The following is a 14,540-nucleotide window of genomic DNA, read 5'->3' as shown; positions in this document are numbered from 1 at the left end:
ATAGTCGTTATAGGCACACGTTGCGTGAGCGATCGGTGGCGATCCCGCCGGGAGGTACGCAATCATGAATGAAAACGCGTCGCTATCGCGCGGCAGGGGTTGGCTGTGGCTGTTGTTGCTGCCTTTCGCTGGCGTTCTGTGGGTGCCGTTCTACAACCGGCTCGAGCCATCTCTCTTCGGTTTCCCGTTTTTCTATTGGTATCAATTTGCGTGGGTGTTGGTGACTGCGCTGCTTACGGCGTGGGTGCACCGACGCACGGCGCCAACTGACGCTGCGACGGGAGGTCGATCATGAACTGGACGGCTACGGTGGTTTTTGTCGCGCTGTTTGTGTTTGTCACGATCGTGGGGTTCGTGGCGGCGCACTGGCGACGCGGGGATCTCGCGCAACTCGACGAGTGGGGGCTGGCAGGGCGCCGCTTCGGCACGATTGTCAGTTGGTTTTTGCTCGGCGGCGATTTGTATACGGCTTATACGTTTATCGCTGTGCCGGCGTTGGTGTTCGGCGCCGGCGCGCTGGGGTTCTTCGCGTTGCCGTACACGATTCTGGTTTTCCCGTTTGCGTTTGTGGTCTTTCCGAAGCTTTGGCAGGTGTCGCGAAAGCACGGCTATGTGACCGCTGCGGATTTTGTAAGCGCTCGCTACGGCAGCGGTTGGCTAGGGCTGGCGATCGCGGTCACGGGGATCGTGGCAACGATGCCGTACATTGCCCTGCAACTGGTGGGGATCGAGGTGGTGATCGGTGCCCTGGGCTTTCACGCGACAGGCTGGCTCGGCGATTTGCCACTGATTATCGCGTTCGTGATTCTCGCCGCTTACACGTACACCAGTGGTTTGCGCGCACCGGCATTGATCGCGATTGTGAAGGACACGCTGATTTATCTGACGATTATCGCGGCGTTGATCGTGATTCCGATTCGCCTGGGCGGAATGTCGCATGTGTTCGCGGCAGTCCCCGCAGGGAATCTGCTGCTGAAACCGCCATCAGGAGGTTCGCTCGCAGGCTACAGCGCTTATGCAACGTTGGCATTGGGCTCGGCGTTCGCACTGTTCTTGTACCCGCACTCGATTACGGCGCTGCTCAGCGCAAAGAGCGGTAATACGATTCGACGCAATATGGCGCTGTTGCCCGCTTATACGCTGCTGCTCGGGTTGATCGCCTTGCTCGGGTACATGGCGTTGGCCTCCGGGGTGAAGTCGATGCCTCAGTTCGCACCGTATTTCGCGCAATATGGGACGAATTTCGCCGTGCCGGCGCTGTTTCTCTACGCCTTCCCTTCGTGGTTTGTCGGCGTGGCATTCGCCGCTATCGCCATCGGTGCATTGGTCCCCGCCGCCATTATGTCGATCGCCGCCGCGAATCTCTATACACGTAATGTGCATAAGGAATTCCTGAATAGATCGGTGTCCGCCGCGCAGGAGACGCTGATCGCAAAACGTGTCTCGCTCGTGGTGAAGCTCGGCGCGCTGTTCTTCGTGCTGTTCTTGCCGCTTCAATACGCGATTCAGCTTCAACTGCTCGGCGGCATCTGGATCATTCAGACGCTTCCCGCAATCGTGCTCGGGCTTTATACCCGTTGGCTCGATCATCGCGGCCTGCTGGTCGGTTGGTTCGCCGGTATCGCCGTCGGTACGTGGATGGCCGCTTCTACAGGCTTCAAGTCGTCTGTCTTCGCTCTGCACATCGGCTCGCTCACGATGCCCGGCTATGCCGCACTCTATTCGCTCTTCATCAATCTGGTTGTCGCCGTTCTAGTGACGGCGCTCGTCAAGGTGCTCGGCATGCAACCACGCTCTGATGCCACCCGGCCAGAGGATTATTCAGACGCAGTCCATTCTTGAGGAGGGTGTTTTGCTGGCGGATCGGGGCCTCAACACCGATCCCCTGGACGGACCGGGGCCTGAGCACCGCTCCCCTAGACGGATCGGGGCCTCAACACCACTCCCCTAGACGGATCGGGGCCTCAGCACCGCTCCTCTAGACGGACCGGGGCCTCAACACCGCTCCCCTAGACGGACCGGGGCCCCTTTCCGCCTCTCAAACATAAACCCAACTCGCTGCAGAAAGGGGCCCCGGTCCGTCCCCCTCCACGCCCCCAGTCCCCCCACCGACACCGCCCGCTTCTCACGCCTCCCCCACACCGCCCCAGTCCCGTCGACACCGCCCGCCTCCATCGCCATCGCGACGCCGCACCCGCCCCGCGCGTGCTCCGCATCTGCCGCAGGACGGCCGCGTCGTCGCCCACACCTCTCCTGTCCCTCTTCTCCTCCTACCTCCTTCTATCTCCTCCTAGCGCCTCCTAGCGCCTCCTCTCGCTCTCCTCCCTCCCTCGCTTTTTCATCCCCCCATATGCAAAACGCCGGGCTCTCCCCGGCGTCTTCGCTGTCCCGCACCTGTCTTTCGCTACCGCTCTGCTTATGCAGCCTTTCTTGCTGAACGCACCGCCTCCAACGCCGCTCGCGTCAACACATACGTGCCCGGCAAATCCTGCTCGTCACAGTTGTGACCCTCTCCACCCCGATCCACCACCACGAAGTCGCTCACCTCATCCAACGCCAACAACGGGTGATGCCACACGCCACGCGCATAGTTCACCCCCTGCCACCCCTCCGAAACAAACGCCCTCATCTGACTCACATCCAATTCGCCCGCCGGCGCTACCACCACCAAGTACGGCGTCGTCTTCAACGGAATGAACGCCTGACTCCCCAACGGATGCCGCTCCAACATCGTCACTTCATACGGCAACTGCCTCGGCTGGCCACGAAACACATTGACTAAGGTGCGGCCGCCCTCCGGCCCCAAATCTACCGTCGCCAAATCGTGAAACCGCTCCGTCGTCCCGCCATTGATCCCGAAATGCTTCGCCCCCGACAACTCGATCACATCGCCAAACGGCGCAAACGCCTCTCGCGTCAATCGCTCGATCTTCAACGCCGCTCCCGCCATGTCACTCTCCTTTTTTCCCTTTTTTCATTTCCCCCCCTCTCGCACGCCCTGCCGGGCGCGAGAGGGATTCATTCACGCTTACGCTTTCTTTTCGCTCAACCGGCCCCACAACCGCAAACGCGATACACCCCCGTCCGGAATGATGTTGAAGCGAATGTGCGTGATCGCCCCCAGCTTCTGTACCTGCTCCTCAAAGCCGAATTGCTTGTCCATGGCCAATTTCTGCTCCGGCAACAGCTCGGGCCAGAACATCGACTGCGTAATCAAGGACTGCTCGGTGCCACCCGTCACATACGCCGCCTGAATGGAACAACGGTCCGGGAAGTTGCCCTTGAAGTGCGCCGTGTCCACTTCGATCTTGGCAATCTCGCCCGGCTGCGCCAGCGCAATGATCGCCCAGTCGTTACCCGGCTCACGACGTCGACGTGTCTCCCACCCATCCCCCATGTTCACCCCTCGGCCCGGCATCAACAGGTTCGACGCCATGCCGAAATGCTGGTTGTTCGCCGCCACGACGTAACCGCCATTCTCCATCGCGATCAGGTCGATCAACTCGTCACGCGAGCGTCGCGCCCAATCGCTCTGCGGCAAGCCATACACGCGCAAACGCGCCAGACCACCATCGGGGTACAGGTTCACTCGCACATGGGTCACCGCACGCGACTGCGTGATCGCATGGTAGTGGTGCGCATTGCCCTGCAAGCTAGTCGACGCCAGCAATTCGAACCACTCGGCCGACTCGCCCGGGGCGCCGTCCGGGCTGTGGCAACCCTCGAGCGACGCGGCCGGCGGAAAGTTGCCGGTGAAGTGGCTGGTGTCGAGGTCAACGCCAAACAACACGCCCGGTCGCGCCAGCTTGACCACGCACCAGTCGTAGCCGTTCACACGCTTGCGACGTGTCTCCCAACCATCCATCCACTTGCCGTTGTCGTCGTATTTGCCCGGGATGAAGACGGCCGGCTCTGGATTGAGCATGCGCTCCTTGGCGGCGAAGAATTCGTCGCTGGCCTCCAACGCCTGCGCACCCAGGCGCGGATCAGCCAAGTTCACGTAACGGCGCACAAATTCCGGTGCGTTCGGGTCTTGCGGGGCGAGGGCCATGTTGCGTTTGACTCCAGGAGTAGCTGCCGACGCCTCGCGTCGGCATTGGGTTCGTTGGTTTCGTTTAACTTGTTGTTGATGTTCAGCGTGTCAGTGCCACGTTGGCCGGCGTGCCAGCGTCGGCCGCGTCGCCCACGGTCACCGCAACGGGCTCGTAAGGCAGCACGCCATTAAGCACTTTGTGGGCTCTCGCAAAGTCGACGTCTTTTTCCCACGCGGCCACGACTAGGGTCGCGACGCAGTTGCCCAGCAGGTTGGTCACAGCCCGTGCAATGCCCACGAACCAGTCGACCGGCAGAATCAGCACGAGGCCAATGACCGGGATGGCGGGAATGGCGGTGAGCGTCGCCGCCAGAATCACGATGGCCGAACCCGGAATGCCATGCGCACCCTTGGACGTCAGCAGCGAGACGAGGATGACGAGGATCAGGTCATGGATGGACAGCGGGGTGTTGGTCGCCTGTGCAATGAAGATGACCGCGAGCGTAAGGTAGATGGAGAAGCCATCGAGGTTGAAGGAGTAACCCGTGGGGATCACCAGGCCGACCGTGGATTTCTTGATGCCCATCCACTCGAGCTTGCGCATGATCTGGGGCAGCACCGCATCTGACGACGCCGTGCCCAACACGATGGATAACTCTTCACGGAAGTATTTGATGAACTTGAAGATGTTGAAACCCGCCAGACGCAATACGGTGCCCAGTACCACGGTGACGAAGACGAAGCAGCTCACGTAGAACACGAGCACGAGCATGCCAAGCTGCTTGAGCGACGACGCGCCATATTTGCCGGTGGTAAACGCCACGGCACCCAATACGCCCAGCGGCGCGAGTCGGATGATGAACGCCATCACTCGGAAGAAGACGTGGCTCAGGTCTTCGATGAAGCGCGCGACCGGACGCCCACGCTCACCAAGGGCGGCCAACGCACAGCCAAACATGACGGAGAAGACGAGAATCTGCAGGATGTCGCCCTTGGCAAACGCGTCGAAAACGGTGTCAGGGATGATTTTCAACAGGAAACCCGCCGTGTCTTTCAATCCCTTGGCATGCTCGGTGTACGCCGCCATCGCGCTCGGATTGAGGCTGCGAACGTCGATGTTCATGCCCACGCCCGGATGCGTCGCCCAAGCCAGCAGAGCACCAATGATCAGCGCGAAGGTGGTGATGACTTCGAAGTACAAAACGGCCTTGACGCCAACCCGGCCGACTTTGCGCAAATCACCCGCACTCGCCATGCCACTGACCACCACGCAGAAGACGATCGGTCCAATGACCATCTTGATGAGCTTCAGAAAGCCATCGCCCAACGGGCTCAATGACTCTCCCAAGTGCGGAAACCAAATGCCAAGCGCCACGCCAACGATCAGCGCAATGACGACTCGGCCAAACAACGAACGAAACAGCTTGGGCATGGTTTGTCTCCTCTGCCTGCAAAATCACTCTCTCGGATTTCGCAATCTCTACGCCTGACGGACTGCGCTCTCTGGGGCTAATGTTCTCTACCGCAACCACATTTCGAATCAACACCCATCCATGTATCCAGACAAGTCATACCGGTCTGACCAGTGGTGTTATGGAGAATATTAGAAAGCCAATATGGTGGGGTCAAGACGTGTTTTCTGAGGGGATTCCCTAGGGCAGGGCGATGCCCCACGCAGCTTGGGCCAGGGGCGGCGATTCGCTCGTATTCGCCGGTTTTGTTGGGCGAATCCTCTGCAGTTTGTGTGAACTTCGCTTTGGGACGGGCGGTCGCACTTGCGTAGGGTGCGCTGCCTCGACGCCCGGTGAAAGCCGCAAGGCAGTGTGCGCAGATCCCGCAATTTGTGCAGAAATAGGGGGGCGCCATGCGAATGAAGGACACAGTGGTATTGGTTACCGGCAGTGCTCAGGGCATCGGACGCGCCATCGCGATCCGTCTCGCGCAGGAGGGCGCACGCATCGTGGTGGAAGATCGGCAGCACAACGCGATGGCCGAACAGACGCTCGACGCGGTGCGCGCGGCCGGTAGCGACGGCTGCGTGATCGCGGGAGATGTGGGTGTCGCCGCGGACGACCGCGCGGTGATTGCGCAAGCCGTCGAGGCCTTGGGACGGGTCGATGTTCTGGTCAATAACGCGGGCGTGGAGCGGCGGGCGCCCTTTCTGGATGTAACGGAAGCGGACTACGACCTGGTGATGAATGTGAACCTGAAGGGGGCTTTCTTTCTCACGCAGGCGTTTGTGCGGCACCTGCGCGACACGAAGCGCGGCGGGCGCATCGTCAACGTCAGCTCGGTTCACGAGGAGCTGCCGTTTCCGCATTTCACCAGTTACTGCGCCAGCAAGGGCGGCCTGAAGATGATGATGCGCAATCTCGCGATCGAACTCGCCCCGCTCGGCATTGCGGTCAACAACGTCGCGCCCGGCGCGGTCGGCACCGCGATCAATCATCAACTCCTCGCCAATAAGGCGGAGCGCGACGCGCTGATCGCCAACATCCCCCTCGGGCGTCTCGCCGATCCGAGCGAAGTCGCCAACGCCGTGCTGTTCCTCGCCTCGCCGGACGCCAGTTATGTCACGGGCACTACGCTGTTCGTCGACGGCGGCCTGCTCTGGCGTTACGCGGAGCAATGACGATGACGGACACCGCACAACGCTCGCTGGCCGCCGGCGGCATGACGCCGGACGTCGCACATTCGGCACCGTCTGACGTGCTCACCCCCGCCGATCGCTATCAGCAGTTGTTTGTCGACGTGCAGACGCAGCGCATTTTTCCCGACAGCAAGACGTTCGTGGACTGCGTGCCCACGCTGGCTCCGGACGAGATCCTGCGCCGCTATCGCGACGACGTCGCGAAACCCGGCTTCGACCTTGCGCGCTTCGTGGCGTCGTATTTCACCCTCGAACGCCCACCCGCCAGTCACTATGTCTCTGACCCAGGCCAGGGGCTCGTCGAGCATATCGACGGACTCTGGGATGTCCTCACGCGCTTGCCCGAAGCGCACCCGGCCTACAGCTCGCTGTTGCCACTCCCCCGGCCATATGTGGTGCCGGGCGGACGCTTCCACGAGCTTTATTACTGGGACTCGTATTTCACGATGCTTGGCCTGGCTTGTAGCGCCCGCCACGACTTGCTGGTGAGCATGGCCGATAATTTTTCTTTTCTCATCGACACTTACGGCCACATCCCGAACGGCAATCGCACTTATTACCTGAGCCGCTCGCAGCCGCCGATGTATGGACTGATGGTGGCGCTGTTCGAGTCGCACGGCGTGGCACGGGCGATCCGGTATCTGCCCCACTTGCGTCGCGAGTACGACTTCTGGATGGACGGGGAGGCGTCGCTCGCCCCCGGCGATGCCTATCGCCATGTCGTGTGCCTGCCCGACGGCTCACGCCTCAATCGCTACTGGGACGAACGCGATACGCCGCGCGAGGAAGGTTATCTGGAAGATGTGAATACGGCGCTTCATGCGCCGGATCGTCCCGCTGCGCAGGTGTATCGCGATCTGCGCGCCGGCGCAGCCTCGGGCTGGGACTTCAGCTCGCGCTGGCTGGACGACGTTACCAACCTCGGTTCGATCCGCACGACCGCCTTCGTGCCCGTGGACCTGAATAGCTTCCTGTTCGCTTCTGAAGTGCAGATTTCCGGGCTGAGCGAGGCCAATGGCGACACGGAAAACGCCCGAGCCTTTGCCGTGCGTGCGCAAGCCCGGCGCGAGGCGATGACGCGCTATCTCTGGTGCGACGATGAGGGCGCATTCCTCGATTACGACTGGCAACGCAGTGAGCCGCACCGGCGGTTGTCGGCCGCGCTCGCCACGCCACTCTTTGTTGGATTGGCCTCGCGTGAGCAAGCACGCCGCTCGGCGCAGACGATCGAGGATCGTCTCCTGGCCCCGGGAGGGCTGCGCACGACGCAGGCGTCGAGCCTGCAGCAATGGGATCCGCCGAATGGCTGGGCGCCGCTGCAATGGATCGCCATTCACGGGCTTCGTCAGTACGGTGAGCACCGGCTCGCGAACGATATCGCCCACCGCTGGCTCTCGACGGTCAGCGCGCTCTATGCTCGCGAAAGCAAGCTCGTCGAGAAGTATTCGCTGCATGCGAGCGATGCAATGTCGGCAAGCGGTGGGGGAGGCGGGGAGTACCCGCTTCAGGACGGCTTCGGCTGGACCAATGGGGTCGTGCGTCGCCTCCTCGGCGATCATCCCGAACACCCCGCCCACCAGGCGACGGCGCAAGGCCGCGCGCGCGGGGGCACGCGTCGATAGCGCCTGCCCCGCGCCCGTGCGCCGGGCGAACGGAAAGTCCCCACGCCGCGCGGGTTTGCTCGCGCGTTGCCGGCTGAGCGCCTGGGGAGATATTTGGCGTCGTACAATGCGAGATACGTATACCCGCATTCCCTGTGAGGCCTCATGAAGCATTCGGCGCATGCCGTAACCGACGCCGCCGTCGCCATCATCCGCGAGCGCATCGAACGTCAGGTCTATCCGGCCGGCGCGATGCTCCCGTCACAACGCCAACTCGCCGAAGAGCTGACGATCAGTCGCGCCTCGCTGCGTGAGGCCCTGTCGACGCTCGAAGCGCTCGGCATGGTCGCGATCCGCCCCGGTAAAGGCGTTTATGTGAACGACGCGTCGGCGCGCCTGGGCGTCGCCTGGCGCTTCGCCGACCAGATCTCGCTCGCCGACACGTATCAGTTGCGCTATGCGCTCGAAGGCTTCTCCGCCCGCCTCGCCGCCCACGCGGCGAGTCATGGCGAGATCGAGTGGCTCACGGACAACGTGGAAGCGATGAAGGTCGCACTGGTCGACGGCGACGTCGATACGGCCGCCCAACTGGACTTTGCCTTCCACCTGCGCATCGTGGGACTCGCCGGAAACGGGGCCATCGCCGATATTCTGCGCGGCAGCACGGAGATTGTGATGGAAAGCCAGCGTTTGCCGTTCTATCAGCGCGAACTGGTGCTCTCCACCTATCATGAACATCTGGAGATCCTCGACGCCCTGCGCCGCCGCGATGGCGCCGTCGCCGGGCCGCAATGGAGCGCCATATCGTGCTGGCGGCCCAGCGGGCGGGCATCCATTTCCCTATCCCCTCTGCGTATCCGTCCCCGAACAGCCTCACCCCCAGGGAGAACGCAGAGCGTACTGGTGTTCCACATGTTCAGCTTTGAGATGATTGGGATTTGCGCTATACTTTGAAGGTTTTAGTCATTTAACCCTCACCCTAGCGCCTACCCGCCTGACATCTCGTCCGTAGCCCGAGCCTCCGCTGTGCGCATATTCCGCGCAATTCCGGTGCCCGCGCAAGTGTCATCGCGAGCGGACGATGGGGCTGGCAGCCGGGGTGAAACCTCCAGGAGTTTCCCGTGCTGCCGTCATTCCCACCCGCCATTCTCGCGCTCGCTGACGGCACGGTCTTTCGTGGGTACGCCATCGGCGCTGCCGGTCACACCATCGGTGAAGTGGTTTTCAATACCGCCATCACCGGCTATCAGGAAATCCTCACCGACCCCAGCTATGCGCGTCAGATCGTCACGTTGACGTATCCGCACATTGGCAATACGGGCGTCAACGGTGAAGACGTCGAAGCCACGAAAGTCCATGCCGCAGGCCTGATCATCAAGGATCTGCCGATCCTCGAGTCGAATTTCCGCGCCGACAAGACGCTGTCGCAATATCTGAAGGACGAGGGCGTTGTCGCGATCGCCGGTATCGACACGCGCCGCCTCACCCGTATTCTGCGCGAGAAGGGCGCCCAGAACGGCTGCATCCTCGCCGGAGAAGGTGCTGACGCGGCCAAGGCCATTGCGCTTGCCCAATCGTTCCCGGGCCTCGCCGGAATGGATCTTGCCAAGGTCGTCTCGACCACGGAGCCGTATTCTTGGACGGAAACGGAGTGGCGCCTGGGCGAAGGCTACGGTGAACAGAAGGATCCGAAATTCCATGTGGTCGCACTGGACTACGGCGTCAAGCGCAACATCCTGCGCATGCTCGCCCAGCGCGGTTGCAAGGTCACGGTGCTACCGGCGCAAAGCTCGGCCGACGACGTATTCGCGCTGAACCCGGACGGTGTGTTCCTCTCGAACGGCCCCGGCGACCCGGAGCCTTGCGATTACGCCATCGCCGCCACGAAGACGTTCCTCGAGCGCCGCATCCCGACCTTCGGTATCTGCCTCGGCCACCAGATCATGGGTCTCGCCGTCGGCGCGAAGACGCTGAAGATGAAGACCGGTCACCACGGCGCCAACCACCCGGTCAAGGACCTCGCGACCGGCCGTGTGGTCATCACGTCGCAAAACCATGGCTTCGCCGTGGATGCCAATAGCCTGCCGGCCAACGCGCGCGTCTCGCACGTGTCGCTGTTCGATGGCACGCTGCAAGGCTTCGAGCTGACGGATCGCCCGGCATTTTGCTTCCAGGGACACCCGGAAGCCTCGCCCGGCCCGCACGACATCGGCTATCTGTTCGACCGCTTCGTGCAGTCGATGGTCGACGCGAAGCAGCCCGCGTAAGGCCTGGCACGACGAGATACGGATAAGGGAACGCTCAACATGCTCGGAAACTCGATCGGCATCGTCAATCTCTGGACCTACCTGGCCGGGGTGGTGGTGATCATTCTGCTGCCAGGACCGAACTCGCTCTATGTGCTGTCGGTGGCAGCGCAGCGCGGTGTTCGCCAGGGCTACGCAGGCGCATGCGGCGTGTTCCTCGGCGACACGATCCTCATGACCCTGTCGGCCGCCGGCGTGGCGTCGCTGCTGCATGCGCAGCCGGCGCTTTTCTTCGTGGTGAAGTATCTCGGCGCCGCCTATCTTTGCTGGATGGGCGTGAACATGCTGCGCGGCGCCATCGCCAACGCGCGGGCCGCACGAGCCAACGCCGGGACGGCAGTCGCCGCGCCCAAGCCAGTCGACGCGGATCACCCGTTCAAGCGGGCGCTGTTCATCAGCCTGCTCAACCCGAAGGCGATCCTGTTCTGCGTGTCGTTTTTCATCCAGTTCGTCGATCCGGGCTATGCCCACCCCGCCGTGTCGTTTGCGGTGCTGGGCGCGATCGTGCAGACCTGCAGTTTCCTGTACCTGAGCACGCTGATCCTGGCCGGTTACCGCCTGGCCGAGCACTTCCGGCAACGTCGCCGGTTGAGCGCCGGGGCAACCGGCGGCGTGGGCGCGCTGTTCGTCGGCTTCGGTGTGAAGCTCGCGAGCGCGACGCTGAGTTAAATTTTTGTTGAGAACGTTATGCCAAAGCGCACAGACATCAAGAGCATCCTCATCATCGGCGCCGGTCCGATCATCATCGGTCAGGCATGCGAATTCGACTATTCCGGCGCACAGGCCTGCAAGGCGCTGCGCGAGGAAGGCTTCAAGGTCATCCTGATCAACAGCAATCCCGCCACGATCATGACCGACCCGGATACGGCCGATGTGACCTACATCGAACCGATTACCTGGGAAGTCGTCGAGCGCATCATCGCCAAGGAACGCCCGGATGCCATCCTGCCGACCATGGGGGCCAGACCGCGCTGAACTGCGCGCTCGACCTGCACAAGCATGGCGTGCTCGATAAGTACAAGGTCGAGCTGATCGGCGCGTCGCCGGAAGCCATCGACAAGGCCGAAGACCGCCTGAAATTCAAGGACGCGATGACCAAGATCGGTCTCGGGTCGGCCAAGTCGGGCATCGCCCATTCCATGGAAGATGCGCTCGCCGTGCAGGCGCAGATCATGGCCGAGATCGGCGGCAGCGGTTATCCGATGGTGATCCGTCCGTCATTTACGCTCGGCGGCTCGGGCGGCGGCATCGCCTACAACCGCGAAGAGTTCGAAGAGATCTGCAAGCGCGGTCTCGACCTCTCGCCCACGCGCGAACTGCTCATCGAAGAGTCGCTGCTGGGCTGGAAGGAGTACGAGATGGAAGTCGTGCGCGACCGCGCCGACAACTGCATCATCGTCTGCTCGATCGAGAACCTCGACCCGATGGGCGTGCACACCGGCGATTCGATTACCGTGGCACCTGCCCAGACGTTGACCGATAAGGAATACCAACTGCTGCGTAACGCGTCGCTGGCCGTGCTGCGCGAAATCGGCGTGGAGACGGGCGGCTCGAACGTCCAGTTCTCGATCAACCCGAAGGACGGCCGCATGGTCGTCATCGAAATGAACCCGCGCGTGTCGCGCTCTTCGGCTCTGGCATCGAAGGCGACCGGCTTCCCGATCGCCAAGATCGCCGCCAAGCTGGCCGTCGGCTACACGCTCGACGAACTGCGCAACGAGATCACCGGCGGTGCGACACCGGCCTCGTTCGAGCCGACCATCGACTATGTCGTGACCAAGGTGCCGCGCTTTGCCTTCGAGAAGTTCCGCGAAGCCGACGCGCGCCTGACCACGCAGATGAAGTCGGTCGGCGAAGTGATGGCCATGGGTCGCACGTTCCAGGAATCGTTCCAGAAGGCCATGCGTGGCCTGGAAGTCGGTGTGGACGGTCTGGACGAAAAGTCGACCGACCGCGACGAGATCGTGGCCGAGATCGGCGAGCCGGGCCCCGACCGCATCTGGTACGTGGGCGACGCGTTCCGTCTGGGCATGAGCCTGGAAGAGGTGTACGCCGAGACGGCCATCGACCCGTGGTTCCTCGCCCAGCTCGAAGCCATCGTCAAGAAGGAACAGGCGTTGGCCGGCCGCACGCTGGAGAGCCTGTCGACCGACGAGCTGCGCTTCCTCAAGCAAAGCGGCTTCTCGGATCGCCGCCTCGCCAAGCTGCTCGGCACCGACCAGACGGCCGTGCGCCAAGCCCGTATCGCACAAAAGGTGCGCCCGGTCTACAAGCGCGTGGACACCTGCGCCGCCGAATTCTCGACGGACACGGCCTACATGTACTCGACCTATGAGGAAGAGTGCGAAGCCCAGCCGACCAACAAGAAGAAGGTCATGGTGCTGGGCGGTGGTCCGAACCGTATCGGCCAGGGGATCGAGTTCGATTACTGCTGCGTGCACGCGGCGCTCGCACTGCGTGAAGACGGCTACGAGACCATCATGGTCAACTGCAACCCGGAAACGGTGTCGACGGACTACGACACGTCGGATCGTCTGTACTTCGAACCGGTGACGCTGGAAGACGTGCTCGAAATCGTCGACCTCGAAAAGCCGGTCGGCGTGATCGTGCAGTACGGCGGTCAGACCCCGCTCAAGCTCGCCCTCGATCTCGAAGCGAACGGTGTGCCCATCGTCGGCACCAGCCCCGACATGATCGACGCGGCCGAAGACCGCGAGCGCTTCCAGAAGCTTTTGCAGGACCTGGGCCTGCGCCAGCCGCCGAACCGCACGGCACGCGCCGAGGACGAAGCGCTCAAGCTCGCCGCCGAGATCGGCTATCCGCTGGTGGTGCGTCCCTCGTATGTGCTGGGTGGGCGTGCGATGGAAATCGTCCACGAGCCGCGTGACCTCGAGCGCTACATGCGCGAAGCCGTCAAGGTCAGCCACGACAGCCCGGTGCTGCTCGATCGCTTCCTCGACGACGCTATCGAATGCGACGTGGATTGCATCTCCGACGGCACGGACGTCTACATCGGCGGCGTGATGGAACACATCGAACAGGCTGGCGTCCACTCGGGCGACTCGGCTTGCTCGCTGCCCCCGTACACGCTCTCGGCGCCGACTGTGGCCGAACTCAAGCGTCAGACGGCCGCCATGGCCCGCGCCCTCAACGTGATCGGCCTGATGAATGTGCAGTTCGCGATCCAGCAGGGCAACGGGGTCGACACGATCTACGTGCTCGAAGTGAATCCGCGCGCCTCGCGTACGGTGCCCTACGTATCGAAGGCGACCGGCCGTCAACTGGCCAAGATCGCCGCGCGTGCCATGGTCGGTCAGTCGCTCAAGTCGCAAAACGTGACGAGCGAAGTCGTGCCGCCGTACTTCAGCGTCAAGGAAGCCGTATTCCCGTTCGTGAAGTTCCCGGGCGTCGACCCGGTGCTTGGACCGGAAATGCGCTCGACGGGCGAAGTGATGGGCGTGGGCCGCACGTTTGGCGAGGCGCTCTTCAAGTCGCAACTGGCGGCGGGCTCGCGCCTGCCGGCCTCGGGCACGGTGCTGCTCACGGTGAAGGACGCGGACAAGCCGCGCGCGGTTGAAGTGGCCCGCATGCTGCACGCGCTGGGTTACCCGATCGTGGCCACGCGTGGCACCGCCGCCGCTATCGACGCGGCAGGCATCCCGGTGCGCGTGGTCAACAAGGTGAAGGACGGCCGTCCGCACATTGTCGACATGATCAAGAACGGCGAGATCGCGCTGGTGTTCACCACGGTGGATGAGACGCGCACGGCGATTGCCGATTCCCGCTCGATCCGCATGTCGGCGCAAGCGCACAAGGTTACGTACTACACGACGATCTCGGGTGCCCGTGCCGCCGTGGAAGGCCTGAAGTATCTGCAGAATCTCGAGGTCTACGATCTGCAGGGCCTGCACGCCTTGCTGCCGGCCTGATTGCGCAAGGCCTGAGCGGTT

9 protein-coding genes and 2 pseudogenes are annotated in these 14,540 nt (G+C 62.6%); 8 read left to right on the top strand and 3 right to left on the bottom strand.

The genetic code is table 11. The features are described 5' to 3' along the window. The first annotated feature begins 64 nt into the window (after window positions 1–64). The gene (locus DRB87_RS15165; protein WP_130026490.1) at window positions 65–295 is read left to right on the top strand and encodes a DUF3311 domain-containing protein; all 231 of its coding nucleotides are present in this window, start codon (window positions 65–67) and stop codon (window positions 293–295) included. Then, on the top strand, window positions 292–1,842 hold the full coding sequence (gene mctP, locus DRB87_RS15160) for a monocarboxylate uptake permease MctP (RefSeq protein WP_130026489.1): 1,551 nt from the start codon (window positions 292–294) through the stop codon (window positions 1,840–1,842). Before DRB87_RS15165 ends, mctP begins: the two co-directional genes overlap by 4 nt. 574 nt (window positions 1,843–2,416) lie before the next feature. Here mctP and DRB87_RS15155 read toward each other — a convergent pair. The 3 genes from DRB87_RS15155 to DRB87_RS15145 all read right to left on the bottom strand — a co-directional run bounded on the left by DRB87_RS15155 (window position 2,417) and on the right by DRB87_RS15145 (window position 5,465). Next, window positions 2,417–2,950, bottom strand: coding sequence for an ureidoglycolate lyase (locus tag DRB87_RS15155; RefSeq protein WP_130025838.1), 534 nt, complete (start codon window positions 2,948–2,950; stop codon window positions 2,417–2,419). Between the two features lie 78 nt (window positions 2,951–3,028). Next, window positions 3,029–4,051: an allantoicase gene (gene alc, locus DRB87_RS15150; protein WP_130025837.1), complete on the bottom strand. Its 1,023-nt coding sequence runs from the start codon at window positions 4,049–4,051 to the stop codon at window positions 3,029–3,031. Between the two features lie 82 nt (window positions 4,052–4,133). Then, window positions 4,134–5,465, bottom strand: a complete 1,332-nt coding sequence (locus DRB87_RS15145) for a C4-dicarboxylate transporter DctA (protein WP_130026488.1) — start codon at window positions 5,463–5,465, stop codon at window positions 4,134–4,136. 438 nt (window positions 5,466–5,903) lie between these two features. Between DRB87_RS15145 and DRB87_RS15140 the strand changes: the two genes are divergently transcribed. From DRB87_RS15140 to carB, 6 genes and pseudogenes are all read left to right on the top strand, one after another. Further along, window positions 5,904–6,665 (top strand): SDR family NAD(P)-dependent oxidoreductase, encoded by a 762-nt coding sequence (locus DRB87_RS15140; protein ID WP_206100029.1) that lies wholly within the window; start codon window positions 5,904–5,906, stop codon window positions 6,663–6,665. After that, window positions 6,662–8,305, top strand: a complete 1,644-nt coding sequence (treF, locus tag DRB87_RS15135) for an alpha,alpha-trehalase TreF (RefSeq protein ID WP_130026486.1) — start codon at window positions 6,662–6,664, stop codon at window positions 8,303–8,305. The genes DRB87_RS15140 and treF overlap by 4 nt, the downstream gene beginning before the upstream one ends. 144 nt (window positions 8,306–8,449) lie before the next feature. After that, window positions 8,450–9,210 (top strand): annotated as a pseudogene (locus DRB87_RS15130) (FadR/GntR family transcriptional regulator). A gap of 195 nt (window positions 9,211–9,405) precedes the next feature. After that, entirely contained in the window at window positions 9,406–10,551 is a 1,146-nt protein-coding gene (gene carA / locus DRB87_RS15125) for a glutamine-hydrolyzing carbamoyl-phosphate synthase small subunit (RefSeq protein WP_130026485.1), read from the top strand. A gap of 39 nt (window positions 10,552–10,590) precedes the next feature. Next, a complete protein-coding gene (leuE, locus tag DRB87_RS15120; RefSeq protein ID WP_130026484.1) occupies window positions 10,591–11,259 on the top strand; it encodes a leucine efflux protein LeuE in 669 nt (222 codons plus the stop codon). 18 nt (window positions 11,260–11,277) lie between these two features. Further along, window positions 11,278–14,519, top strand: a pseudogene (gene carB, locus DRB87_RS15115) (carbamoyl-phosphate synthase large subunit). Window positions 14,520–14,540: the final 21 nt, after the last annotated feature.

The organism is Pandoraea sp. XY-2, from assembly GCF_004193915.1.
Classification (GTDB): domain Bacteria; phylum Pseudomonadota; class Gammaproteobacteria; order Burkholderiales; family Burkholderiaceae; genus Pandoraea; species Pandoraea cepalis.
Note: the sequence above shows the minus strand (reverse complement) of the source record. Positions and strands in the feature narration are given on the sequence as shown.